The organism is Metabacillus mangrovi (assembly GCF_009711125.1).
GTDB lineage: Bacteria > Bacillota > Bacilli > Bacillales > Bacillaceae > Metabacillus_B > Metabacillus_B mangrovi.
Genome location: NZ_WMIB01000004.1, coordinates 88,192 through 113,110, shown reverse-complemented (window position 1 = coordinate 113,110; position 24,919 = coordinate 88,192). Strand labels below are relative to the sequence as shown.

Genomic DNA, 24,919 nt, shown 5'->3' with positions numbered 1-24,919 from the left:
ATTCCCGGGGTTTTCTGTTAATAATTTTCTCCTAGCTTCTTAAAGACCGGCTTCACATATGTACGGGAGTGTGCCACCGGCCTCTTTGACGGCTGCTCTTCTTTGATCCCGGTGTAAGCTTGCAGAAGTTCTTTTGCTTTACTTAATGATAGGTGGGATTTTGGATTGCGGTAGGACTGATTCAATGAACCAAGGTGAGGAAGCTGATGAAAATCCTCTTTTGCTGGAGGCATGTGAAAGTAATAGGAGCCTGCACAAACTAATACATCAGACTGCTGTTTACTGTATTTGGGGTTTTGGGAAAAGTGAAGGCCTTTTTTTTCTGCTTTGCCCTCGGTGATCAGCTTGAGAAGGGCTTTTTTCTTTAAATAATAGAGATATTTCGGGTTTGGTGCTGTTTTAGCATGTTTATTTACAGTGTATACCGCTTTTGCCAGATTCTCTGTATTCATGTGCAGCGGCTGCTCTTTCTGTCTGTCCATTTTACCTATTCTCCTTCATCCGCCAATCATGAATTGGCTGGTTTAATACAATTATACGGAACCGAAACAAAATTGCAATATGGTCTCAAGTCATGAACCTACTTCCTCACCCAGATAGCCCTGTGACTCCATGTGCTGCAGAAACACCTCGGCATAGACCGGATCCCACTGCGTTCCTTTTCCTTCACGGATAATAGAAAGTGCTTTGCCCACCGGCATTCCTTTCCGGTATGGACGGTCTGAAGTCATAGCATCGTATGCATCTGCAACGGCAAGTATTCTTCCGAATTTGGGGATTTCATGCCCTTTCAGCCCTTCAGGGTATCCAAATCCGTCATATCTTTCATGATGGTACTTTACCCCGGGAATAAGCGGTGCCATAGCTGATGCTGGTTCTACATTGCCCAGTATGTTTGCGCCGATGACAGGATGACGCTTGATTTCTTCAAATTCTTCAGCTGTCAGTTTCCCGTCTTTCAGTAAAATACTGTCTCTGATTCCAATTTTGCCGATATCGTGCAGGAGAGCCGTTTTCTTCAGCAAATCAAGTTCTTCTTTATTCATACCCGATCGCTCGCCAATAATAAACGCATATTCTGCCACTCGTACAGAATGCCCTGCTGTATAAAGGTCTTTTGCATCAAGTGTCATGGCAAGCGTCCTGAATAAACTTTCTGTTAGAAGACTGTTGATGCGGTCCTTCGCCTTCAATCCCTCAAGCATTTGGTTATAGCCTGCAATCAGGCGGGAAAATTCGTCTGAATACACTTCGTTCCTGTACTCATATTTTCCTTTCTTTACGAGTCTCATCCCTTTTTCAAGACTGGCGATCGGCTCCCCTATATCTTTGAGAAGCAAAAAACAGACATAGGATGAGAAAGCTACGGATATTAGAACAACCATGGCCGCCCAGCTCCAGTACTCTTTAGTCAGCTGGATGGAAGCTTCGTTCAAGTGGACCTGGGTAGCGAGACTGAAGAGCAGCAGCGGGAAGATGCCGATATAGATGACCGTAAACAGCACCTTGCTTCTTATGGAAGTATAAACTTTTGATTCCTGAGCAAGATCCGTGTAATAGCGCATCAGCGCTCTTTTTCTCAAATCCTGTAAAAGAGGTTTGATCGACTTTGTCACCATGAAATACTCAATAACACTGTGCATGCCGGCAATCAGAATAGAGCCGACAACAGCGAGGATAATGTAATAGCCGGGAAAGCTGAAAACTCCAAGGCTGTAAAGGTATGCTGCAAGCGAGAAGCCGGGCAGGGAGAAGCCAAGAAGGTGCGGAAAATTAATGCGGATAATTGTATTCATCGGAAATTTATGCACTTCATGAAAAGCAGATTTGAGCAGGTTCAAGTCCGCATCCGGATGCAGCCCTCTTTTTACTCTCTTAAGCTGGTGCTTAAGAAAAAGAATATCGGCTGAAACCATGCAGACGAATGATCCCAGCATGATCGCAAGAAGGATCAGTCCTTCTCCCGGCGTCACAGACAGGGTAGAAAAGATAAAAACGGATCCCACTCCGAATACGGCAATCAGGGAGCCTGCAATATAGTTTTTAATAATTGTTTTTATAAAAGAAGAATAGATCTCCATCGATACACAACCTTTGGAAGCAGTAGCATTTATTTCTAATTATACTAAATTCGACAAGATTTAGCATTAGGATTTCAATCCATGGGTCATTTATTCTATTATATTTGTCCCTGTGAATGCAGATTGCTGCTCGTGGAGGGGCTTTGAACCGGCATTGCACACACAGAAGGTCCTGCTGGCATCAGCCGTATGTTCACTATTCATGCAAAAAAAGAGAACGCCATTTAAGGCGTTCTCCTGAATATTTTTTTGTGAAGGGCCCGTTTAGACAGTCTTCATTCCTTTTTTTACTTGCTTTTCAGTAAGGTTGTTTCTCTTTTCTTCCATTAAAGCCTGCTGGCTGAGCTTAGGCAGTGTTAGCGCATAAAAGACGAACACCAGGAAGATCACGACCGCCATCGCATAATAAATGTAGTCAATGGTCTCGATGAACTTGGGGAAGATCAGAGCGATCAAACCGAGGGTTATAGACTGAGCAGTCATCATCAGCGGATCAATCCACCCGCTGACTCTTCCCATCAGCTTTGGATTTACAATTTTGGGCATCCAGCCTCCGATAGCGATGTTAATCGGTCCGAGACAGATGCCGATGAAAAAGACAGTTGTCAGATAGACCCACATGTGGTCGGTAAACCCGAGGAGAACGATCAGAGCGGACGCCGCTAAAATCGGAACGATCATCATTAAATGCGGTTTGATTTTCTTCTCCATAAAAGTGGCTGCCGCACTTCCGGCAAGAAGCCCGATCCCCAGGGAGACCGCGAAGAAAGAAGCGTACCATTCGTAATTTTCAGGTGAAAGCTTGTACTTCATTGTAAACATAGGAAGGATTGCAAACCCCCCATTAACAAAACCGAATACGAAAAATCCGAATATGATGACGGCAAGGAGCTTGTTTTGAATGATGTAAACGATGCCGTCTCTGAAATCGCGGTAAGAGGTCTTAAAATTGATATCCTTCCATTCGAGCTTGCCGTTAGGGAGCCGTGCGCCTTTTGGAATTTTACAGGAACGGATCAGGAATGCTGAAACTACAAAACTAATGAAGTCGATCACGACTGCTCCATGGATTCCTATGGTTTTATAAGCTATGGCGCCGAGTCCGACTCCAAATACCATAAAGAGACTGAAAAGGATTTGATTCAGTCCTGCTGCTTTAGCATACTGATCTTTTTTCAATATTCCCTGTACAAGACTGTTCTCAGCAGGGAAGAAGAACTTAGTCACTGCGCTTCTCAAAAACAGGATGAAAAAGATCAGCGGAATTGAATCGAGAAAGAGCGCTCCAAAAAGAACGACGCTTAATCCTGCCCGGATCCAGTCACAGTTTTCAGCTACTTTTTTTCTGTCAAATCGGTCTGCCACAACCCCTACGAGAAAAAAGACGAACAGGGTCGGCAGGGAATACATAAGCTCTGCAAGCGTCGCATAATAGGGCTGGCTGCTAAAGTGTTCAAGCATATAAAAAGCAAAAGCCATGTTCCCGATCGTAGTTCCCATTTGCGAAGAAAGGGCTGCAAAAAAGAGCTTTACGAAATTAGGATTTTTAAAAATCTCCATTATAACGCTCCTATTCACCTTTTAATCCGGTTGATTCATTAGTTATTATAAGTGAATCCTTTCGCTTTTAACATGGAATGTTTGTAAATTTTTTACTAACATTAGTCTTTACATTTCCTTCATTATGGAGTAATAGAGACGGCTGTTCCGTTTTGGATGATGGCGGATAGCTCGAGAACATCTTTGTTGAACATTCTGACACATCCTTTTGAAACCGCCTGGCCGATCGATGAAGGATTATTGGTTCCGTGGATTCCGTAACCTGTCTTAGAGAGAGACAGCCACATCTTCCCATAGGGTCCGCCTGGATTCGGCTGCCTGTTCACGATTACAAAATTCCCTGTTGGTGTGGCGTAAAGAATACGTCCGACTGCAATCGGGTATTGTTTGATAAGAACACCATTCCGGTAGAGACCAAGTTTCCTTTTGCTTCTTGAAACTGCCACTCTGTAGGGCAGGGAAGAAGGTTCAGGAAGGCCTGGAATCGTAATCGTCTTTCCGGGAGGAAGCGCCGCGGTTACACTTAGGCCGTTCGCCTGCGCCAATAATTCCGGAGCTATTCTGAAATCCTTTGCAATAGAACGGAGCGTCTCACCTGGTTTAACCTGGTACGTCATTCTATCCCTCCTCAACTCTAACATCAAATTATGCACATGCAAATAATTGTTTCCTTTTATCAGGAAGGAGAAAGCAGTCCGTTATGGTATAATAAGGTTCAAAAACCATACATAGTTAAGGGTGTATAGAATATGGATAAGGATAAATATGCAATTGTCGATATAGGTTCCAATACAATCAGGCTGGTCATCTATGAACGGGATGCAAGCGGCAGGATGAAGGAAGTTGAGAATGTAAAGGCTGCTGCCAGGCTCCGTAATTATTTAAATGAAGAAAACGTGCTTGAAGAACAGGGTATTGCTCTTATGATTCAAACGCTGAAGAGTTTTCAGGAAGTAGCAAGGCATCATAAGCTAAAGACTGTCAGTGCAGTGGCAACAGCAGCAGTCAGACAGGCAGTAAACAAAAATGAAATCCTGCTGCGCGCCGAAAGGGAAACGGATTTCCGCATCAGGCTTCTGTCAGAGTATGAAGAAGCATATTACGGATATCTCGCTGTCATTAATTCCACTTCTATTACGGATGGAATTACCATCGATATCGGAGGGGGAAGCACGGAGATTACCATGTTCAGAGACAGGGAATTGAAGGAATATCACAGCTTTCCGTTTGGAGCTCTCTCATTAAAAAAAGGATTTGTAAAAGGCGATCTTCCGGAAGAACATGAGCGTGCTGCTCTTTCAGCCCATATTGAAAGTGAGCTTGGATCGCTTGCCTGGCTGAAGGATGCGCAGCTGCCCGTTATCGGAATAGGCGGCAGTGCACGGAACCTTATCCAAGTAAATCAGGCTTTAAAGGAATATCCGTTTGCCGGAGTCCATCAATATGAAATGACACTCGGAGAGATTAGCAGCCTTCTGGGATATCTGGAGGGGCAGACATTTGAAGATCTGCAGAGAACAGACGGGCTTTCCAAAGACCGCGCCGATCTGATCATTCCGGCAGCACTCGTATTTGAAGCCCTGTGCAGTGAAGTGAAAACAAATGCTTTTGTTATGAGCAGAAAAGGTCTGAGGGACGGAATCTTTTATGAAGATCTGATCAGGGAATATGGAATCAGTGCTTATCCAAACGTAGTAGAAGAAAGCTTCTATGAAATGGCTTCGGATTTCCGGATCGATATGAATCACGCGATTTCTGTTACGAACCTTGCACTTGAGTTCGTCCGTCTGCTGGAAAAAAATCAGCTCGTTTCTTATACCGGCAAAGAACTCATTGATTTAAAAAGAGGAGCTTTCGTTTTTAATGTCGGGCAGTATATCGATCATGAGTCGAGCAGCCGGCATACGTTTTACCTGCTGGCAAACCGGACGATTGATGGCATGAACCATAAGGACCGGCTGAAGACGGCACTTGTTGCTTCTTATGTAGGGAAATCCGCTTTAAAGCAATACCTTGAACCTGTCCAGGAATGGTTTACAAAAGACGAGCAGCGGATGATCAGAACGACCGGGGCTGTTTTAAAATTTGTATACAGCCTTAATTCCACAAAGCGCGACATCGTCAAATCGCTGAACATGGAGGTCAAAGGCGGTACTCTTGTGATTTATGCTGATTGCCGTGCCGACTGGGGGCCTGAAGCGTATCAGACCGAAAAGAACAAAAAGCATGTGGAAAAATTATTCAGAATGCCGGTTGAAGTCATCTTCCACCATTCGGACTGAAGCAAGCTCCAGAAGAACATTGCGATTCTTTAACATTGCAATTCTTTACAATACATTTACTTCTTTTTCATAAAATTTTGCTAGGATAACAACTAGAAAGGTGGCGATCTTACATATGACAACCGTAAAAAGTCCTGCTGATTTAAGCAGTCCTGCTTATTATAATAATCGCGAGCTTAGCTGGCTCGCTTTCAATGAACGAGTTCTTGAAGAAGCTATCGATATAAGAAACCCGCTTCTTGAGCGTCTCAAATTCCTGGCCATCTTCAGCTCCAATCTGGATGAATTTTTCATGGTAAGGGTAGCCGGGCTTAAAGATCAGGTTAAGGCAGGCTTCAATAAACCCGAGAATAAAGCGGGGATGACACCAAAAAGACAGCTGTCTGAAATAGCAGAATACAATCACCGGCTTGTAGATTTGCAGAGCCGCACATTCACGAAGCATTTGCTTCCTGAGCTGATGGAGGAATCCATTAAATTTTTAAAATTGGAGGACCTGGATGCCATTCAGCTGAAGCATCTGGAAACCTATTTTGAAGAACAGGTATTTCCTGTTCTGACTCCTATGGCGGTTGATGCCTACCGGCCTTTTCCGATGCTGCTGAACAAAAGCCTCAATCTGGCTATCGTTCTGAAAGATCCGGATGCGCCGCCTGAGCTTAGACAGAAGACAGCAATCGTTCAGGTTCCCTCCGTGCTCGACCGGTTTATCAGGCTTGAGGGCAGCAGGGATCATTATGTCCTTCTCGAAGATATTATCGGCTATTTCATTTATAAGCTTTTTAAAGGGTATGCAGTTGAATCCGTTACCCAGTTCCGCATTACCAGAAATGCTGATATGACGATTCATGAAGAGGGGGCACGCGACCTTCTGAAGGAAATTGAAAAGGAACTGAAGAAGCGTAAATGGGGGGCGGCCGTCCGGCTTGAGATCATTAAAGACGGCTACGACCAGCAAGTGTTAAACTACCTTCTGCAGGAACTGGAAATTCACGAAAAGGATGTCTATGAAATCGAAGGTCCACTGGACCTGACGTTTTTATTCAGCTTTACGAAAGAGCTTTCGGTAAAGTATGATCATCTCGAATTCCAGACGCTGATTCCGCAGCCTCCCAAAGACTTGGCATCTGATGAGTACCTCTTTGATCAGGCCTCTGAAAGAGATTTATTCCTTCATCACCCGTATGAATCCTTTCAGCCGGTTGTGGACTTTGTGGCAGATGCAGCAGATGATCCTGATGTTCTTGCGATTAAACAGACGCTCTACCGGGTAAGCGGCGGTTCGCCTATTATCGAAGGATTGAAGAGGGCGGCTGAGAACGGGAAACAGGTTACCGTCCTGGTCGAATTGAAAGCAAGGTTTGATGAAGAGAATAATGTGCAATGGGCAAAAGAACTTGAAAAGGCCGGCTGCCACGTAATATACGGAATGACCTACCTTAAGACCCACAGCAAAATCACCCTTGTCGTCCGCAAGAAAAACAACCGGATCGAACGCTTCGTTCATCTTGGCACGGGCAACTACAACGAGAAAACGGCCAATATCTATACAGATATGGGAATCATTACGTCGAAACGCAAGTTTGGAATTGACGCTACCAATTTTTTCAATTATTTAAGCGGATACACAGAGAAACCGGAATTTCACCATCTGTCCGTGGCGCCGTTTGACATCCGCAACGACTTTATTAAGCTGATGGATCAGGAAATCGGGTTCCAGAAAAAGTTCGGAAACGGCCGGATTCTTGCAAAAATGAACTCATTAACAGATAAAGATATTATTATGAAGCTCTATGAAGCAAGCAATGCCGGTGTAAAAGTCGATTTGATCGTCCGCGGAATCTGCTGTCTTCGCCCGGGGATCAAAGGTGTCAGCGAGAACATTCGTGTCCGCAGTATCGTGGGGCGTTTTCTGGAGCACAGCCGCATTTATTACTTCCATCACAATGGTGAAGAAAAAATATACCTCTCCTCTGCAGATATGATGACGAGAAACATGGAGAAGAGGGTTGAAATCGCGTTCCCGATTTTTGACGGGTGCATTAAAAAGCGTCTGAACCGGATTCTGGCAGTTCAGCTTGAGGACAATATGAAAGCTAGGGAACAAAATGAAGATGGAATCTATAATTATGTTCAGAGAGATAAACAAGAACCTGAAGTAGACAGCCAGCTCGTATTGTTTGGCATGGCGTACAATGTACTGGAAGATGAAGAATAGGACAGACAGATAAACAGGAAAACCCGGATAGCAGCTGCGTTCCGGGTTTTTTTCGATTATCGCTTACTTCCCCTTCATTAAAGTAATCACGGTAATTTCCGGCACGGATAGAAACCGGAAGGGAAGCCTGGTTGTGCCAAGCCCCCTGTTCACGTAGAGATTTTTCTCACCAGAAGTATACATTCCCTCTGTATACACATCCGCATATGGAGGCGTGATCAGTGGTCCGTAAAAAGGAAGCTGTATTTGTCCCCCGTGGCTGTGGCCTGAGAGCTGCAGATCAAAATCATACTTTTTTGCCTCAAGCCAGGCATCCGGTTCATGTGCAAGAAGAATGGTAAATTCGGAACGGCTTCCCATTGCAGCTGTTTTTTTGTAATCAGGCCTGCCTAATATTAGATCGTCCAGACCGGCTACGTGAATAAAGGAGCCATCCACGAGGCTGACTCTGGCAGACTCATTTTTTAAGAGACGAAAACCGGATTGAGCCATAATCTCCTGATAAAGCCCTGTTCCATACCCGCCGTGATCATGATTGCCGTATACCGCATATTTTCCGAGAGCAGCTTTAATCCCGCTCAGGTGCAGGATGACCTGTCTGCCTTCTTTATAATGCAAAGGATCATCGATTAAATCACCAGTAAAGAAAACAAGGTCGGGAGAATGCCCGTTGATGGCTGTTATTATTTTTTTCAGCTGGTTTAAAGAGTAGTGTTTGCTCAAATGAGTATCACTGAACTGTACGATTTTCAACCCGTCAAACGCAGGCTGGATCTTTTTGGAGACTATGTTTAAAGGCTGGATATCAAGAAGACGGGGCTCAAGGAATCTCGCATATCCATATCCTCCCGCCGATAGGGTAAACCCGGCTGCGGCAAAAGAAAGGAAGCCTTTAAGAAAAGAGCGGCGCGGAATTTTTTTATTCATAGGAACCTACCATTCTTTTAAAGGAATGCCTCATTATAACATGTCCTTCTTGTGGAAAAGGCTCGAATGGATGCACCTTGAAAAATAGTTCGAAAACAAGAATGAACTATGCTAAAATATGAATGACTATTCATTCATTAAAGGGGGAGAAACAATGGGAGAAAAAGTGATGATCATCACTGGTGGTTCAAGCGGGATGGGAAAAGCAATGGCCAGCAGGTTTGCCAGGGATGGACATGCTGTCATTATCACAGGAAGAAACGCTGAAAAACTGGAAGAAACGAAAAGAGAAATTGAAAAGCGCGACGGACAGGTTATGACGTTCGCTATGGATGTCAGAGAACCGGAGAAGGCTGCAGAGCTGGTTCAGGAGGCTGACCGGAGATTCGGAAGGATCGATGGTCTCGTCAATAACGCTGCAGGGAACTTTATCTGCCCTGCCGAGAAGCTGACGGTTAACGGATGGAATTCTGTGATCAATATCGTCCTGAATGGAACCTTTTACATGAGCTCCAATGTAGGGAACTATTGGATCGATAAAAAAATAAACGGCAGCATCATCAACATGCTGGCTACTTATGCATGGGGAGCAGGTGCCGGGGTCATCCATTCTGCAGCGGCAAAAGCAGGCGTGCATGCGATGACCAGGACGCTTGCAGTGGAATGGGGCAGCAGGTACGGAATCCGGGTGAATGCCATTGCTCCAGGACCGATTGAACGGACAGGCGGAGCGGATAAATTATTCCAGTCCGAGGAGGCGGCTGCCAGAACTTTAAACAGTGTTCCTTTGAAACGCTTAGGCACCCCTGAGGAGATTGCAGGAGTCGCGGCATTCCTGATGTCGGATGAAGCTGCATACATAAATGGAGAGTGCATCACGATGGATGGAGGACAGTGGCTTAACCCGCATCCGTTTTAAGAAGAGCTGAGGCTGCAGTCCCGCAGAGAAACCCGGTTTTCCCGGGTTTCTTTTCTTTTTCTCTTTCTGGTTCTTCATGTAGGTTATGGTATAATCATGCATAATCGCAAAGAGTTGGGAGAGACGGGGAAATGGATGCACTGGACATACTTACAAACAAAGAAGCTGTGGTACCATATTTTCAACCCATTTTTAATGCCGACGAACAGGTCATTGCCGGATATGAAGTTCTGGGAAGATTCCATGATCACGGAGAAGTGATCAGCCTCGGTCCTTTTTTTGAAGACAGCAGTGTACCTGACGAATATAAAATTGAAATAGATGAGCGGATTACAGAAAGTGCCTTGGAATATGCCCTTAATGAACAGCAGCAGCCTATGCTGTTCATCAACCGGGACGCTGATTTATTGATGCTTGATCAGGGGGAAGGTTTACTCAGCCTGCTGCTTGACTATAAGGAAAGAGGCCTCGATCTGAAAAGAATAGCGGTAGAAATAACAGAACACCGCTTTACAGGCGATTTTGAGCGTCTGCAGCATATGATTTTGTATTACAGAACGTATGGGATTAAAATTGCAGCCGCAGGTATCGGCAGAGAAAGCAGCAACCTGGGAAGGATCGGAAGGATGTCGCCGGACATTCTGAAAATCAGCCTTCAGCCTTTAAAAATGAGTGCGGATACAGCCGCTTATAATGATGTGCTGTATTCGATTTCCCTGCTGGCGAGAAAGATCGGAGCTGCCATCCTTTTTGAGGACATAGAGGCGAATTTCCAGCTTCAATATGCCTGGAGAAACAGCGGGCGGTATTATCAAGGGTTTTATCTTGCAAAATCGGCCCCGGGCTTCATTGAAAAAAACCTTCAGAAAGAGAAGCTTTCAAGTGAATTTCATCAATTCATCGTGCATGAGAAAAGAAAGCTGGAGACATTTTATGAGCTTTCTGAGCAGTTTTACAAGCGGATTCATCACCTTGCAGAAAAGTGGATTAAGCTGTGCGGGACGCAGGATGAGCTGGTTGAACGTCTGGCTAAAGAGCTGACTGACTGCAGCTTCCGGATTTATATATGTGACGCTGACGGATTTCAGACAACCGGGAACGTATACAGGGAAAAGGACTCCTGGGTTATTCAGGAGCAATACAAACACAAAAACTGGAGCTGGCGTCCGTATTTTCTGGAAAACCTGATGAAAATGAGGATTGGCAGACGGGGCTTTTTCAGTGATTTATACAGTGATATCGAAACGGGAGAAACGATTCGGACTTATTCCTATCCTTTGTCCGATGGTCATTATCTTTTTATCGACTTGTCCTATCAGTATTTATATGAACAGAATGGGATGCTGTGAATAAATAGAGGGGAATTGCTGACAATAAGGAAAAAAATCAGGAGGTTTATATGATTGCCTTAGCCGCTGCCGCTCTCCTTATCCTGATCGCCGGGCTGGTTCTCACCTTGCGTACAGGGAGATTCAGCATGACCCTTAAGAAAGAACAAGATGAACCGCCCGCAAAAAGCGTTCAGGCACATCCTTATCTTTTGAATCCGGTCTTTCTTGTTTATACAGGAGCAGGGCTGCTTCTGGCTGTTCTGATCCTTTATTTCGCCTTCTCATACGGGTATTGAAAAACAGAGCTGCTGCAGTCTCTGTTTTTTTTACGTTTGGATTTTTTAAGCGGTGGAATAACAAGTGTTAAGAAGAAACATGCCGGATAAATCAATCTTTCCGGACGGGAAGAAATGGAGGATTTAAACATGAAAATACGGTCAGTAGTCGCAGCGTCAACCATCTTCTTTTTTTCATTTGGAGCGCCCGCCGTTGGAGAGACAGCCGCACCCACTATAAAGCCGGCGCAGGCAGCCGAGACGGTAAATAAGGCCGAAACAGTAGATAATACCGAGAAAGTAAATAAAACGGAAACAACGCTTGAACTTCTGCAGGATGCGTATCAGAAGCAGATATCCCTGGGCAATGAAGAACGTTCCAAACAGGAGATGAAAGAAGTTCTTGAACCTTATTTCACTGAGAAGATGGCAGACGTTTATCTAAAGCATAACGCGGTAAAAGGTGAGAAGGAATATATTGTTTATGGAACAGATTTCCCTATTTTGTCTATTCCGTTTTTCGCTTATGACTCGTCCACAAAAATAAAAGACCTCGGAAACAAAAAGATTGTCTATCAGTATTTTGAGAAGACTGATGAGGGTCCGGTGACTTATGAAGGACATTATGAATCGGTGACACTTGTGAAGGAAGATGGTCACTGGAAAGTTGCCTCTATATCCGAGAGCCTCACAGAACCAAAATAGATTGACACAGATAATGATAATCATTATCATTGGGTAATAGGTATAGAAAATGATTCCGTCTCCCCCAATAGTACGGAATTTCTTCCCCGGCTTTTAAGCCGGGGATTTTTTTGCTCCACACAGAACATGAGTACCGGGTTTTGTCCGGCTGGAAGGGACCTTCATGGTCCTTGTCAATGCTTAGCATGAGAGCGTAAAAAGCATATAAACAGGCCTCCCTTTCATAAGTAAATAACAGTGTGTAAAAAGGGAGGAATGGATATGTTTACCCGTATCGACAGATTACCGATTGATCTTCCCCGGCCAAAACATCCCGATGCGAATGCTGCAGCGGCAGTCCAGGAGCTGCTGGGCGGCAAATTTGGCGAGATGTCTACGCTGAATAACTATATGTACCAATCGTTTAATTTCAGAAACAAAAAAAAGCTGAAGCCCTTCTATGATCTGGTGGCAAGTATTACGGCCGAAGAACTGGGGCATGTAGAGCTCGTGTCCAATACCATCAACCTGATGATCATCGGCACCACTCATCCAGGTCCTCCTGACTCAACACCGATGAGAGAGGCGGTCGATAAGCGGAATACGCTCCACTTTATCTCCACTGCCCAGACGTCGTTCCCATTTGATTCCATGGGCAGAGCGTGGACCGGGGACAATGTATTTAACAGCGGAAACCTCGTCCTCGATCTTCTTCATAACTTCTTTTTGGAATGCGGTGCCAGAACACATAAAATGAGAGTGTACGAAATGACGGACAATCCCGCAGCGAGGGAAATGATCGGTTATTTGCTTGTAAGGGGAGGGGTTCACATACTCGCCTACGCAAAGGCTCTGGAAGTGGCAACCGGAGTCGACGTAATGAAGATGCTTCCGATCCCGGATATTGATAATGCCAGGTTTTCAAGCACAAGGAAGTATGAAGATCTCGGAGTAAACAGAAAGCTGTACACATTCAGTGATACGTACTACAGAGACATCGATAAAATCTGGAAAGGTACAGGGCCGAAGGGGGAGCCGCTTGAAGTGGTCATCGGCCATCCGCAGGGAGCTCCTGTTCCGGATCTGGAGGAGATACCGGAAGAGTTTGCTCCGGGTATTTCAGAAGAGGATTTTAAGGAAATCGCGAAAAGACTGCAGCGAAATGCAGGAATTTAAAAAGAAGCCGTGAGGCTTCTTTTTTATGCAGCATCATAGGACTAATTTTTCAAGCTCCTGAAGGTTGAATCCTTTCACAACCTTTTCGCCGACAGTAACGGTAGGTGTGGAATAAGACTGCAGACTCTGGGTCAGGTATGTTCTTGCCTCCTGATCTTCTGATACATCGATGACTTCGTAAGGAAGCTTATGATGGTCAAGAAACTGCCTCGTAATTTTACATGGAGGGCAATCCGGCTGCGTATAAAGCGTTATCTTTTTGGTCATATTCATATCACTGCTTTCTGGAATGTTAGAGATAATAATAAAGGACGAGCCCATGGCACTGAAAGACTAACCCATTCCCATGATATCATATACGGGGTGGACCGGTGAATTTCCGGCCCATCCAGCAGCATGTGCCCGATTTGTTAAGGTGAGCTTTGCATCAAGTTGTTCATGGAAATCGGACTGTTTGCTGAAAGCTGGCAAATCTTTGCGGAGCTCTTTTCAAGCCTGACCCGGTGCCTATGGGAACGTTAAAGCGGGATTGCAGGCAGCCGGAATTTCCGGCACAGCCTTCGTGACGGAGAGGGCGGAAGGCAGTCAAAACGGGCTCAATTCCATGCCGGAATATACAATCCCCTTGCCATCTCCGGTAAAAATTCCTTTACTTATCGGTTTAAATATGCTGAAATGATGTTTGGCATGTTCCGGAGAATCAACAGCCTCCAGAGTGCAAATTGCCAGTTTGTCTCGATCTTTTTTTATTGGAATTCCCTCTTCAAATGTTGGAACAGCAGGATCTGACTTTGCTGAACACCTTTATTACAGCAGGCCCCGCCAAAGTCGTAAAATTGTAAGCAAGCGAACATATTATCCTGAATCCAAATGTGGTAAACTTTCTAATAGAAATAGCTTGATTCACAATGGATAAAAATAACAAAGTACGAAGAAAATAAGCGATAAGGACCCAATGTCCTTTGGAAGGAGAAAAAAAGCATGTCCCAATTAACAGGTATTATCAGCCGTCTTCAAAGTCTACAGGAAACCGCAGCAGGCAACGAGCCTTCCCAGCGTTTCTTTGAGGTAGAAGGAGAAAAAAAGTGCAGTGTAAAATATTTCGAAAAAAATGAAATGTTTGAGCTGGAAGTGTTTGAAAAGGGTGCAAAACCGCAAACGTATCAATTTGACAACATTGATATCATCGCTATCGAAATCTTTGATCTGCTTCAGGCATAAGAGGCCCTTTACATAGATTTAACATGGATGGGGAAAAGGAATAACATATCGGTTTTAGAATGCGTATAAGGTTAAGTAAGAACCTTAAAAGGAGATGCATGATGAACGATACGTGTGCCTTTTACAATGTTACGGAAGACAACATGACCCTGCAGGATGTTATATCCCGGCTTAAGAAGTTCATTCAGATGGACCCGCGTTCCGAGTATGTGCTCTCAATCGGGACGGATTCCCATGTCCACCATCTGCATACCAAGTTTATCACAGCAGTTCACCTTCACCGAAAAGGCAAGGGGGCCTGGGGATGCCTGAAGAATTTCATACTGCCCAGGCCAATCATGAGCATCCACGAAAAAATTTCGACGGAAACCGCGCTCAGCCAGGAGCTGGCCTACTCCTTCATCACCCTTTATATGGGAGAATTGTCTGATATTCTCATCCCTTTTTCCGAAGAGGGAGCCGATTTATCTTTCGAAATTCACCTTGATATTGGGAGAAAAGGCGCTACAAAAGACCTCATTCAGGAAATGATCGGAAGAATCACGGCAATGGGAGTGGAAGCCATTATTAAACCAGATTCTTACACTGCCTTCAGTTATGCCAATAGGTATACAAAATAAGGAAACCTGTGTCGAAAATTGCGTTTGACGCAGAAAATCCCTTTTATTATGCTTGTAAGGAAATGAGGCAGCAGGGGGGGCAAAAGTGTGAGTTTAGTTAATAAAAGGCTATCAGCGGAAGAACAGGAGCTGTTGGTGAATTTGCTGATAAACCAGGAATACGCCATTGAACTTTTGAGCAGTGAACTGAATGATATCGAAAGCGGTGAAAAAGCGGTGGATATGGAGACTTACAAGCAGCTCGCCATTCTATACGACCGCATTCGATTTGAATGAAGGGATTACATAGAAAACGGTACTCCATCCAGGAGACCGTTTTTTTGGCGTCCCAAGCCATTTTTCCAGTTTAGCAGAACAGGCAGCCGGGTAGAAGAAATAGGCTGAAAGTATGAACAAGAGAGAGGGAAGTACAGCAATGATTACTCTTCGTGCTGGTGAATTGATGGATGCGTGTGTAATGGATTTAATGATTCCGGGAGATAAAGTGGCCCATGTGCAGCTTGGAAACAGCCTGGAACATGCTTTGCTCGTTTTGACCCGTACCGGCTATACGGCCATTCCGGTTCTGGATTCCGCTTACAGGCTGCATGGCCTTATCGGAACGAACATGATTATAGACGCCATTATGGGCCTGGAACGGATCGAGGCTGAGAGACTGGGTGATATCAAAGTGTCAGAAGTGATGAACCCTGAGATCCCAAGGCTGAAGGATCATGATCCTGCATCAAAAGGACTGGAGCTTGTTGTGGATCATCCCTTCGTTTGCGTGGAGAGCTCAGAAGGGTATTTTGAGGGGATTTTCACAAGAAGGGAAATCTTAAAACAGCTCGACCGCCATGTGAAAAAGCTGAATAGAGGCTGATTGTTCCGGACCCTTGCCGCCCTCCTCATGAGGTGACAAGGGTCCGTTGCTTTAGCTTTTTTTATACTCCAGAAATTCAATCTTATTTCCGAAAGGATCCGGGAAGCTGTACCTCTCCCTGCCCGGAATCGGCTTTTCCTCTTTAATCTTTACTCCTGCCTCCACAAGCAGCTTGCGTGCTTCATCGAGGTTGGTGATTTCGAAAGCGGGATGGCGTCTGCTTTCCGTTTCTTTTATGTCTTCGAGTCCGATGTGAACTTCAATTTCTCCTGCCGAACACCAAAACCCTCCGCTTCCTCTTAAACTTTCCGGTTTGCTGATTTCTTTAAAACCGAGGGTGTGCAGATAAAATTCACGGGCTTCGGATTCTGAGTGGGCCGGCACACAAATTTGCACATGATCAATTTTGCTGTATTGGATTTTGTTCATTGTCTCCTCCTGATACGGTTATAAGAACCGGAATAGAATCTGTACAATCAATAACAGGGTCGCTCCTCTTACAATCCATTTAGCAGCTGAAAAGGAAATATACCGTGCTGTCCGCACCGAGAGCTGGGCTCCGATCGCCGAGCCGATGGCCAGCGGAATCGCAACATCAAAATCCACCATTCCTGCAATCAAATACATCGTAAAGGCCCCTAAACAGCTGATAAAGGTTTGAAAACGGGTAAAAGCGATTGCCTGGAGGTAAGACAGACCGAGCTGGAAATAGAGGTACATGCTCAGCGTTGCCTGGCCTGGACCGAATATGCCGTCATATGCACCGATTCCATAAATAAGCGGAAAGGATTTTGGGGACAATCTGTGCCGCTCTTCTGTTTGTTTCTGTTCAGGGTTCTTCAGTAAACTTAACATAAATGCAAATCCAAGAAAAATCAGGGCCGCAGCCGTCATCCATTTTTCAGGGATCATTCCTGCCAGGGACGCTCCGGTCAGTCCTCCGGCAAGCGCGAACGGAACCACTTTCAGCATTTCTGAGAGCTTAACCTCCTTGCTGCGGAGCAAAAAGAAGAAGCTTGAAAAAGAGCTGATGGTGTTCGAAAATTTGGTGGCAGCGATAATCGTATGAATGGGAAGCCCGTATAAGATCATCGCAGGCATGCCAATCAGTCCGCCGCCCCCGGCAAGCGTTCCGAAAAAGGAAGTAACAGCACCGATCAAGATGAGTGGCCATTCCATTGCCATCCTCCTTTCTCTTTTATTTTATTCTTAAACCAGACATAATGAAATATTGAATAATTTAACATATAATATAAGGAAAACTTATTGAGGCGTGATGATGTGCAAATAACTGAACTTCGTATTCTGCTTGTCCTGGCAGAAGAAATGAATATGAGAAAAGCATCCGAGCGGCTTTTCGTCTCTCAGCCGGCCTTGTCACAGCGGCTGCAGTCCATTGAAAAGACATGGGGAGCTAAAATCTTTATCCGGTCGCAAAAAGGACTGACTCTCACACCTGCCGGTGAGAAAATCATCGACTACGCAAAAGAGATGGTGGTAAAGGAAGAAAAGGTAAGGGAAAATCTTTCCGCGCTGGAGGGAGAGGTGAGCGGGACACTCCGTCTGGCTGTTGCGTCCATCATTGGACAGCATTGGCTGCCAAAAGTCTTGAAGCGCTACGTGCAGCGCTATCCGCAGGCTAAAATCTCGCTCATCACAGGATGGAGCAGCGAAATTTTAAAAAGTCTTTATGAAGATAATGTCCATATTGGAATTGTAAGAGGAAGTCTGGAATGGAAGGGAGTCAAAAAGCACCTGCTGAAGGATGAGCTGTATCTCGTTGACACAGAAATTAAGAGTGCAGAGGAACTGATGGCAACTGAACGGCCTTTCATCCAGTTCAGAAGCGACTCCACCTATTATCAGGAAATACAGGATTGGTGGCACCGGAAGTTCCAGACATCCCCTAAACGAACCATCGTGGTGGACCAGATCGAGACATGCAAACAGATGGCATACAACGGTATAGGGTACGCTATTTTGCCATCAGTAGCCTTGGATGATGAAAGCAAACCAATCTATAAAATTCCGCTCTCCGACCCGGAGGGAAACCCGATTGCGAGGGATACGTGGATGCTCGGTTATGAAGCAGCCTTCCAGCTCAAGCAGGTTCAGGCTTTTTTAGAGGTAGTGGAAGAGTGGTCGAATGAGGAGGAGTCAGAAGACCGTTATGGATAATCTGCTTGTCAATCCTATGTTCCATTTGATAGAGTAAAAATTGATATCATTAATGACGGAGGGCGATACATATGAAAATGATGGATGCCAATGAGATTATTTCATTTATTCAAAATAGCACAAAGTCCACACCTGTTAAAGTTTATATTAAAGGGGACCTTGAAGGAATCGATTTCGGTTCTTCTGCAAAAACCTTTATTAACGGCGGCAGCGGCACGGTCTTTGGAGAGTGGACGGAGATCAGCGAGGCGATTGAAGCAAATCAAAGCAAGATTGAAGATTATGTAGTAGAGAATGACCGCCGTAATTCTGCGATCCCTCTTCTTGACATGAAAGGCATTAAAGCACGCATTGAACCGGGTGCAATCATCCGTGACCAAGTTGAAATTGGAGATAATGCCGTCATTATGATGGGAGCTTCCATCAATATCGGCGCTGTGATCGGCGAAGGAACCATGATCGATATGAATGTGGTAATGGGCGGAAGAGCTACTGTCGGAAAAAACTGCCATATTGGAGCAGGATCCGTTCTCGCAGGAGTTATTGAACCTCCAAGTGCCAAGCCGGTTGTGATCGAGGACGACGTTCTTGTCGGTGCCAATGCTGTAATTCTTGAGGGTGTTACAGTCGGAAAAGGCGCTGTTGTTGCAGCTGGAGCCATTGTTGTAGAAGACGTAGCTCCTTATACGGTTGTAGCAGGAACTCCGGCAAAGAAAATCAAAGATATCGATGAGAAAACAAAATCAAAAATTGAGATCAAGCAAGAGCTCCGCCAGCTGTAAGTGCGGAGCGGCAATGCGCGGATGGCTGCCATCCGCGCATTGCTGTATCAGGAGGGGGGAAAAAATGCTCTCATTCGATTCGTTAACCATGATCCGCAGGGAACTTCATCAAATCCCTGAAGCAGGCTTTAAAGAGTTTAAGACCCAGCAGTACATCCTCCGTTTTTTTGCACAGCTGCCTGCCGGCAGGTTTGAGCTGAAATCATGGCGTACGGGTGTCCTAGTTAAAATAAAAGGAACAGCCCCGTCCAAAACGCTAGCGTACCGCGCCGATATGGACGGTTTGCCGATCACAGAAGAAACAGGTTATCCTTTTCAGTCTGTTCATGAAGGGATGATGCATGCATGCGGTCATGACTTCCACATGACCATCGCCCTCGGCATCGCCGAACATTTTATCCGGGAGCCGATGAAAGATGATCTGCTCATCATCTTTCAGCCGGCCGAGGAAGGCCCGGGCGGTGCCAGGCCCATGCTTGAAAGCAAAGAGTTTCAGGAGTGGAAGCCGGACCTTATTACAGCGCTGCATATTGCTCCGGAGCTTCCTTCCGGCACGATTGGAACAAAGCCCGGGCTTCTGTTCGCCAACACGTCCGAGCTGTTTATTGATGTAACAGGCAAAGGCGGTCATGCCGCGTATCCGCATACTGCAAATGATATGGTTGTAGCAGCAAGCCAGCTTGTCGGGCAGCTTCAGACCATCATTTCACGGAATGTAGATCCTCTGGACAGTGCTGTTATCACAATAGGGAAAATCACCGGAGGAAACGTGCAGAATATTATTGCTGAAAAGGCGAGGCTCGAAGGTACCATCCGGACGCTGTCTCCTGAAGCGATGGAAAAGGTAAAGGCCCGGATTGAGGCTCTCGTTAAAGGACTTGAAACGGCATTCGATTGCAGTGCAGCAATCGACTACGGATCCATGTACCATCAAGTATTCAATGAAAAAGCCTTAACTGATGAATTTATGGCTTTTGCCGAAAGCCTGCCTTTCGCAGTGGTTGAAAGAAGCAGAGAGGCAATGACTGGAGAAGATTTCGGCTACTTCCTCGAAGAAATTCCCGGCTTTATGTTCTGGCTCGGTACGGGATCGCCATACGGATTGCATCACAGCAAGCTTCAGCCAGATGAATCAGCACTGGAGACCGCTTTGCGGACGATGATTCAATATTTTGCGTTTAAATCCTAATACTGGGAATAAACACCTCCTGCCTGGGCACCTTATCAGACAGGAGGTGTTTTTATGCCAAGAATAGGTGTAGAACATTCATTAACAAATGTAGAAGAAGCCTTAAAATCAATGGGGTATGAAGTGGTGCAGATCCGCAGTGAAGAGGATGCGAAAAATTGTGACTGCTGCATTCTGACCGGCCAGGACTCGAATGTAATGGGTATCAGCACCCCTGTAACGGAAGGCTCTGTAATTGAAGCAAGCGGGCTTTCAGCTGAGGAAATCTGCCAGCAGGTGCAGCACCGGTTCAACCAGTAAAACAAATAAAAAACAGGGAGACGCAGTATGCGTGTCCCTGTTTTTTGATCATTTATCTTTTCCCTCTGCCGGATCCTTCTTTTCCATATAGACCTGATGCGGGAAAGGAATTTCGATTCCATGAGCGTCAAACGCTTCTTTAATCGCTTTCCGAAGGTCCCGCTCGACCCCCCATTGCTCCCCGTTTTCCGTTTTGGCGATGATCCGGAGGACAACATCCGAGGCGCCGAGGGTCTGGACACCCAGCACATTTGGACCTTCTACGATTACTGGCTTTTCGGCTGCCATTTTATCGCATACATCCTGCATCACTTTGATGGCAAAGTCAATATCATCATCATAGGAGATTCCGATATCGACCAATGCTCTCATATTTCCTCTGGTGTGGTTGCTTAAATTCGTAATCTCCCTGTTGGGAACGTAGTGCAGCGTACCATCAAACCCCCGGATTTGCGTTGTACGGAGGCCGACCTGTTCGACTATGCCTGAGAAACCGGCAGTCGTGATAAAATCACCTACATCAAGCTGCCGTTCAAGGAGAAGGAAAAACCCTGTCACCACATCACTGACAAGCCCCTGAGCGCCAAAGCCGATGGCGAGTCCGACTACTCCGGCTCCGGCAAGCAGTGCCGTTGCATCATATTCAAATACCTGAAACACCATCACAACAAATATAAAGATTAGTATGTACCCGAAAACATTCAGGGAAAGGCTTTGAAGCGTCAGCGCTCTTCCAGGGGAGACCTGTTTTCTCGCCTGTACTTTGTCAAAGGAACGCTCAATGATTTTGCTGCCGACGGCCCGTACAATTAAAAACGCAATTAAAATGACAAGCAGCTTTAAAACGATGATGCCGGCCCCTGTCAGCAGACCTGCCCAATTAATGTTCTGAATAATATCCAATATGCATCTTCCTTTCCATATGACAAGCTAATATGCTAATCATTTTGATACCCCGCATGGGCCATGTTAAACTTATTGTGTACAGGTTACCGGAAATTCATTGACAAGTTTACCACAGCAGACTTTTTATTTGAAATAAAAGACCTAAAAAAAGGGTATACCAAATATCAGGATGCGGGCAATTAGTTAAATTAAATTGATTATCATTTAATATTGACTAAAAAAAGCTATCTGATATAATAAACATTGTGAAAAAATGAGCATCACTGAGAATAGCTCGATTGCTTTCTCAATTGCTATATTATAATTTGGAGGGATACATAATGGCAGAACGCATGGTAGGCAAACAAGCTCCCCGTTTTGAAATGGAAGCTGTCATGGCAAATAAAGAATTCAGCAAAGTAAGTCTTGAAGAAAATATGAAAAACGACAAATGGACAGTGCTTTTCTTCTATCCAATGGACTTCACTTTTGTATGTCCGACAGAAATCACAGCGATGTCCGACCGCTATGATGAATTCGAGGATCTGGATGCAGAAGTAATCGGCGTATCAACTGATACGATTCATACTCATCTTGCATGGATTAATACAGACCGCAAAGACAACGGCCTCGGAGACCTTCGCTACCCGCTGGCAGCAGACACAAACCACGTGGTATCACGCGACTACGGCGTATTGATCGAAGAAGAAGGAGTTGCTCTTCGTGGATTGTTCATCATTAATCCGGAAGGCGAGCTTCAATATCAAACGGTGTTCCATAATAACATCGGCCGTGATGTTGATGAGTCCCTTCGCGTACTTCAGGCATTGCAGACAGGCGGACTTTGCCCTGCAAACTGGAAGCCGGGACAATCTACTCTTTAATTTCTGAATAACAAGAGGTCTAACTGCCGGTTAGGCCTTTTTATTACTAACCAGCAAAACCGCTGAGGCTGATGATTCATAAGGAGGATACACATGAAACTTCGTGAACAAATGCCGGAGCTAAACGGCGCAGTTGAATGGCTGAACGGCCAGGTAACAAAAGAAGACCTTACAGGCGAAAAACCTACATTGATTCACTTCTGGTCCGTGAGCTGCCACCTGTGCAAAGAAGCAATGCCTCAGGTGAACCAGTTCCGTGACGAGTATAAGGACCGTTTAAACGTAGTGGCAGTCCATATGCCGCGCTCAGAAGACGATCTGGATATGGAAGCCATCAAAAAGACGGCAGAAGAGCACAGCATCAGCCAGCCTATTTTCGTAGACAGTGAGCATAAGCTGACGGATGCCTTTGAAAATCAATATGTGCCAGCTTATTACGTGTTTGACAAGGACGGGAATCTCCGTCACTTCCAGGCCGGTGGAAGCGGAATGAAAATGCTTGAAAAGCGTGTAAACCGTGTCCTTTCCGAAACGGAAGCGGCAGAATAAGCACAGCAGAAAAGAGACCGCTGATTTTTAGCGGTCTCTTTTTGGTACCCAGGAATCATGTATGAACGGTTTAACTGGATGGATTTTCTTTCGGCTTTTGCGCTCTTGATGTACTTGCAGCTGCCAGAGCACCTGCCAGAGGAACAAGACATAGGAATTCCCTGCCTGGGGATTCCCTCCTTATCCACCAGAAAGAATAAATAACGAGAACGATAAAGTCTGCCGTCATAACACTGACAAGCTTTGATTCATAAAATGCACTAACGTAAGCTTCCAGACTGCCAAACAGCAGTCCATACAAGTACAATGCAGCTGTCAGTGCAATAAGCGGATAAGCAATGAATCTGGCAGAAAGCAAACGGCCAGCTTTTTTTATAAAGGGTCTGTTTCTTTTTCCCTTTCCTTTAAAGAAGAGATAGGGGATAAGAGAGAACGCACCCGCTCCGAAGGACAGTAAAGCAAACGGCCACGCCGGAACTGCCGAATCATCCTGCCGGAGATAAAGCCCCGTCCACAGGATAGGGAAAATCCCCAAAAAGGAGAAAACCATCGTTACAAGCGGATCCTGACTATCCATCTTTCCGGAAAGATACGCATTGAGGACCGGATCTTCTAATCCTCCTTTACCCGGGGCGAAGAAAATGGTATAAATCAATAGTAGAAGCAGCAGCCATTTCAATAGAAATCCTCCTTTTACGAAAAAAATGCGAAGTATGGTTGTACTTTTTATTTAATTATAGTATCATGAAAGAAGTAAAGTTAAAGTGTTCCATTTCCTTTTGAAGTTCACATACAATAGGGATGTATCTCACGTGACACTTTAGGGATGCTGCTTATTGTATGTGAATTTTTTATTTACAGAGGTAAAGGAAATGCGCATAAATATTATTTTTTGGAGGTACCAACATGGAAACAGGTACAGTAAAATGGTTTAACTCAGAAAAAGGCTTCGGATTCATCCAGCTTGAAGACGGAAACGATGTATTCGTTCACTTCAGCGCGATCCAAGGCGAAGGCTTCAAAACTCTTGAAGAAGGCCAAAAAGTTGAATTCAACGTTGTTGAAGGCCAACGCGGACCTCAAGCAGAAAACGTTGTAAAACTTTAATTTTCTGACTTAGCTATTTAAAGCCATGATCCTTTCAGGATCATGGCTTTTTTGTGCTTTAAAAATATGGAAGGTGTCTTGCGGGAGAATCGGTGTGTAAAATGGGGAGTCCGGCACGAGACCCTGCCTTTCCGGCACGATAAGGAGTCAGAACGGCACGTAAATAGAGATGGGCACGTAATAGTGAGAGTCCGGCACGAGAACCTGTCCTTTTGGCACGTAAAGGAGTCAGAACGGCACGTAAATAGAGATAGGCACGTAACGCGAATAGATTGGCACGTAATAGTGAGAGTCCGGCACGAGAACCTGATCTTTCGGCACGTAAAGTGGTCAGAACGGCACGTAAATAGAGATGGGCACGTAATGCGGATAGATCGGCACGTAATAGTGAGAGTCCGGCACGAGAACCTGTCCTTTTGGCACGTATAAGGATCAGAACGGCACGTAATTAGAGTTAGGCACGTAACCCGGTTAGAACGGCGCGTAATAGTGAGAGTCCGGCACGAGAACCTGTCCTTCTGGCACGTATAAGGATCAGAACGACACCTAATTAGAGTTAGGCACGTAACCCGGTTAGATCGGCGCGTAATAGTGGGAGTCCGGCACGAGAACCTGTCCTTCTGGCACGTATAAGGGTCATAACGGCACGTAAATAGAGATGGGCACGTAACGCGGATATATAGGCACGTAACGCGGATAGATCGGCGCGTAATAGTGAAAGTTCGGCACGAGAACCTGTCCTTTTGGCACGAGACCGTTCTCTTCCGGCACGAAACAGGGACTGAGCGGCATGTCAAAAGAGATGGGCACGTAACGCGGCTAAAGATTTCGCGTGTAAAAACCGTGGCACAAGTCCAGATCATCGCTTTCCTGCAGCTCCCGGCGTTCC

Annotated in this window: 28 protein-coding genes; 18 read left to right on the top strand and 10 right to left on the bottom strand. The window is 45.3% G+C overall.

Going from position 1 to position 24,919, the window contains the following annotated elements; translation table 11 throughout:
* Positions 1 to 17: 17 nt before the first annotated feature.
* The 4 genes from GKZ89_RS06775 to GKZ89_RS06760 all read right to left on the bottom strand — a co-directional run bounded on the left by GKZ89_RS06775 (position 18) and on the right by GKZ89_RS06760 (position 4,258).
* Complete coding sequence (locus GKZ89_RS06775; protein WP_155111640.1) at positions 18 to 482, bottom strand: YkyB family protein; 465 nt, start codon at positions 480 to 482, stop codon at positions 18 to 20.
* A 90-nt stretch (positions 483 to 572) separates the two neighbouring features.
* Positions 573 to 2,081: an HD-GYP domain-containing protein gene (locus GKZ89_RS06770; RefSeq protein ID WP_155111639.1), complete on the bottom strand. Its 1,509-nt coding sequence runs from the start codon at positions 2,079 to 2,081 to the stop codon at positions 573 to 575.
* Positions 2,082 to 2,345: 264 nt separating this feature from the next.
* Positions 2,346 to 3,641 carry an MFS transporter gene (locus GKZ89_RS06765; protein WP_155111638.1) on the bottom strand — a complete coding sequence of 432 codons (1,296 nt, stop codon included), beginning with the start codon at positions 3,639 to 3,641 and terminating at the stop codon, positions 2,346 to 2,348.
* Between the two features lie 122 nt (positions 3,642 to 3,763).
* Positions 3,764 to 4,258, bottom strand: a complete 495-nt coding sequence (locus GKZ89_RS06760; RefSeq protein WP_155111637.1) for a L,D-transpeptidase family protein — start codon at positions 4,256 to 4,258, stop codon at positions 3,764 to 3,766.
* 132 nt (positions 4,259 to 4,390) lie between these two features.
* On the opposite strand from GKZ89_RS06760, the gene GKZ89_RS06755 reads away from it, so the two are divergent.
* Entirely contained in the window at positions 4,391 to 5,923 is a 1,533-nt protein-coding gene (locus GKZ89_RS06755) for a Ppx/GppA family phosphatase (protein WP_155111636.1), read from the top strand.
* A 115-nt stretch (positions 5,924 to 6,038) separates the two neighbouring features.
* The gene (locus GKZ89_RS06750) at positions 6,039 to 8,141 is read left to right on the top strand and encodes an RNA degradosome polyphosphate kinase (RefSeq protein WP_155111635.1); all 2,103 of its coding nucleotides are present in this window, start codon (positions 6,039 to 6,041) and stop codon (positions 8,139 to 8,141) included.
* Between the two features lie 63 nt (positions 8,142 to 8,204).
* Here GKZ89_RS06750 and GKZ89_RS06745 read toward each other — a convergent pair whose 3' ends face one another.
* The gene (locus GKZ89_RS06745; RefSeq protein ID WP_155111634.1) at positions 8,205 to 9,068 is read right to left on the bottom strand and encodes a metallophosphoesterase; all 864 of its coding nucleotides are present in this window, start codon (positions 9,066 to 9,068) and stop codon (positions 8,205 to 8,207) included.
* Positions 9,069 to 9,222: 154 nt separating this feature from the next.
* Between GKZ89_RS06745 and fadH the strand changes: the two genes are divergently transcribed.
* From fadH to GKZ89_RS06720, 5 genes are all read left to right on the top strand, one after another.
* Positions 9,223 to 9,987 (top strand): 2,4-dienoyl-CoA reductase, encoded by a 765-nt coding sequence (fadH, locus tag GKZ89_RS06740; protein WP_155111633.1) that lies wholly within the window; start codon positions 9,223 to 9,225, stop codon positions 9,985 to 9,987.
* Positions 9,988 to 10,118: 131 nt separating this feature from the next.
* Positions 10,119 to 11,336, top strand: a complete 1,218-nt coding sequence (locus GKZ89_RS06735; protein WP_155111632.1) for an EAL-associated domain-containing protein — start codon at positions 10,119 to 10,121, stop codon at positions 11,334 to 11,336.
* Positions 11,337 to 11,386: 50 nt separating this feature from the next.
* A complete protein-coding gene (locus GKZ89_RS06730; RefSeq protein ID WP_155111631.1) occupies positions 11,387 to 11,614 on the top strand; it encodes a hypothetical protein in 228 nt (75 codons plus the stop codon).
* A gap of 129 nt (positions 11,615 to 11,743) precedes the next feature.
* Entirely contained in the window at positions 11,744 to 12,298 is a 555-nt protein-coding gene (locus GKZ89_RS06725; RefSeq protein WP_162356552.1) for a DUF3993 domain-containing protein, read from the top strand.
* Positions 12,299 to 12,559: 261 nt separating this feature from the next.
* Positions 12,560 to 13,453: a manganese catalase family protein gene (locus tag GKZ89_RS06720; protein WP_155111629.1), complete on the top strand. Its 894-nt coding sequence runs from the start codon at positions 12,560 to 12,562 to the stop codon at positions 13,451 to 13,453.
* 33 nt (positions 13,454 to 13,486) lie between these two features.
* On the opposite strand, the gene GKZ89_RS06715 is transcribed toward GKZ89_RS06720, so the two are convergent.
* Entirely contained in the window at positions 13,487 to 13,720 is a 234-nt protein-coding gene (locus GKZ89_RS06715; protein ID WP_155111727.1) for a glutaredoxin family protein, read from the bottom strand.
* 714 nt (positions 13,721 to 14,434) lie between these two features.
* On the opposite strand from GKZ89_RS06715, the gene GKZ89_RS06710 reads away from it, so the two are divergent.
* The 4 genes from GKZ89_RS06710 (at position 14,435) to cbpB (ending at position 16,156) form a co-directional block, all read left to right on the top strand.
* Positions 14,435 to 14,674 carry a YkuJ family protein gene (locus tag GKZ89_RS06710; protein ID WP_155111628.1) on the top strand — a complete coding sequence of 80 codons (240 nt, stop codon included), beginning with the start codon at positions 14,435 to 14,437 and terminating at the stop codon, positions 14,672 to 14,674.
* A 101-nt stretch (positions 14,675 to 14,775) separates the two neighbouring features.
* Positions 14,776 to 15,294 carry a ribonuclease H-like YkuK family protein gene (locus tag GKZ89_RS06705; RefSeq protein ID WP_155111627.1) on the top strand — a complete coding sequence of 173 codons (519 nt, stop codon included), beginning with the start codon at positions 14,776 to 14,778 and terminating at the stop codon, positions 15,292 to 15,294.
* Between the two features lie 87 nt (positions 15,295 to 15,381).
* Entirely contained in the window at positions 15,382 to 15,570 is a 189-nt protein-coding gene (gene abbA / locus GKZ89_RS06700) for an antirepressor AbbA (RefSeq protein ID WP_162356551.1), read from the top strand.
* Between the two features lie 139 nt (positions 15,571 to 15,709).
* Positions 15,710 to 16,156, top strand: a complete 447-nt coding sequence (gene cbpB, locus GKZ89_RS06695) for a cyclic-di-AMP-binding protein CbpB (protein ID WP_155111626.1) — start codon at positions 15,710 to 15,712, stop codon at positions 16,154 to 16,156.
* A 51-nt stretch (positions 16,157 to 16,207) separates the two neighbouring features.
* Here cbpB and GKZ89_RS06690 read toward each other — a convergent pair whose 3' ends face one another.
* Together GKZ89_RS06690 and GKZ89_RS06685 are read right to left on the bottom strand one after the other, a co-directional pair.
* Entirely contained in the window at positions 16,208 to 16,585 is a 378-nt protein-coding gene (locus GKZ89_RS06690) for a VOC family protein (protein WP_155111625.1), read from the bottom strand.
* Positions 16,586 to 16,603: 18 nt separating this feature from the next.
* Positions 16,604 to 17,335: a sulfite exporter TauE/SafE family protein gene (locus tag GKZ89_RS06685; protein ID WP_155111624.1), complete on the bottom strand. Its 732-nt coding sequence runs from the start codon at positions 17,333 to 17,335 to the stop codon at positions 16,604 to 16,606.
* A 102-nt stretch (positions 17,336 to 17,437) separates the two neighbouring features.
* Here GKZ89_RS06685 and ccpC point away from each other — a divergent pair, with 102 nt between their 5' ends.
* From ccpC to GKZ89_RS06665, 4 genes are all read left to right on the top strand, one after another.
* Positions 17,438 to 18,334 carry a transcriptional regulator CcpC gene (ccpC, locus tag GKZ89_RS06680; RefSeq protein WP_162356550.1) on the top strand — a complete coding sequence of 299 codons (897 nt, stop codon included), beginning with the start codon at positions 17,438 to 17,440 and terminating at the stop codon, positions 18,332 to 18,334.
* A 71-nt stretch (positions 18,335 to 18,405) separates the two neighbouring features.
* On the top strand, positions 18,406 to 19,116 hold the full coding sequence (dapD, locus tag GKZ89_RS06675; RefSeq protein WP_155111623.1) for a 2,3,4,5-tetrahydropyridine-2,6-dicarboxylate N-acetyltransferase: 711 nt from the start codon (positions 18,406 to 18,408) through the stop codon (positions 19,114 to 19,116).
* 64 nt (positions 19,117 to 19,180) lie between these two features.
* A complete protein-coding gene (locus GKZ89_RS06670) occupies positions 19,181 to 20,305 on the top strand; it encodes an N-acetyldiaminopimelate deacetylase (protein ID WP_241680153.1) in 1,125 nt (374 codons plus the stop codon).
* 54 nt (positions 20,306 to 20,359) lie between these two features.
* A complete protein-coding gene (locus GKZ89_RS06665; protein WP_155111621.1) occupies positions 20,360 to 20,605 on the top strand; it encodes a YkuS family protein in 246 nt (81 codons plus the stop codon).
* Positions 20,606 to 20,653: 48 nt separating this feature from the next.
* Here GKZ89_RS06665 and GKZ89_RS06660 read toward each other — a convergent pair whose 3' ends face one another.
* The gene (locus tag GKZ89_RS06660; RefSeq protein ID WP_430696898.1) at positions 20,654 to 21,511 is read right to left on the bottom strand and encodes a mechanosensitive ion channel family protein; all 858 of its coding nucleotides are present in this window, start codon (positions 21,509 to 21,511) and stop codon (positions 20,654 to 20,656) included.
* Between the two features lie 320 nt (positions 21,512 to 21,831).
* Between GKZ89_RS06660 and ahpA the strand changes: the two genes are divergently transcribed.
* Entirely contained in the window at positions 21,832 to 22,374 is a 543-nt protein-coding gene (ahpA, locus tag GKZ89_RS06655; protein WP_155111619.1) for a biofilm-specific peroxidase AhpA, read from the top strand.
* Between the two features lie 93 nt (positions 22,375 to 22,467).
* The gene (locus tag GKZ89_RS06650) at positions 22,468 to 22,923 is read left to right on the top strand and encodes a TlpA family protein disulfide reductase (protein WP_155111618.1); all 456 of its coding nucleotides are present in this window, start codon (positions 22,468 to 22,470) and stop codon (positions 22,921 to 22,923) included.
* A 70-nt stretch (positions 22,924 to 22,993) separates the two neighbouring features.
* On the opposite strand, the gene GKZ89_RS06645 is transcribed toward GKZ89_RS06650, so the two are convergent.
* Positions 22,994 to 23,602 carry a hypothetical protein gene (locus GKZ89_RS06645; protein ID WP_155111617.1) on the bottom strand — a complete coding sequence of 203 codons (609 nt, stop codon included), beginning with the start codon at positions 23,600 to 23,602 and terminating at the stop codon, positions 22,994 to 22,996.
* 227 nt (positions 23,603 to 23,829) lie between these two features.
* Here GKZ89_RS06645 and GKZ89_RS06640 point away from each other — a divergent pair, with 227 nt between their 5' ends.
* On the top strand, positions 23,830 to 24,030 hold the full coding sequence (locus GKZ89_RS06640) for a cold-shock protein (protein WP_123915956.1): 201 nt from the start codon (positions 23,830 to 23,832) through the stop codon (positions 24,028 to 24,030).
* Positions 24,031 to 24,919: the final 889 nt, after the last annotated feature.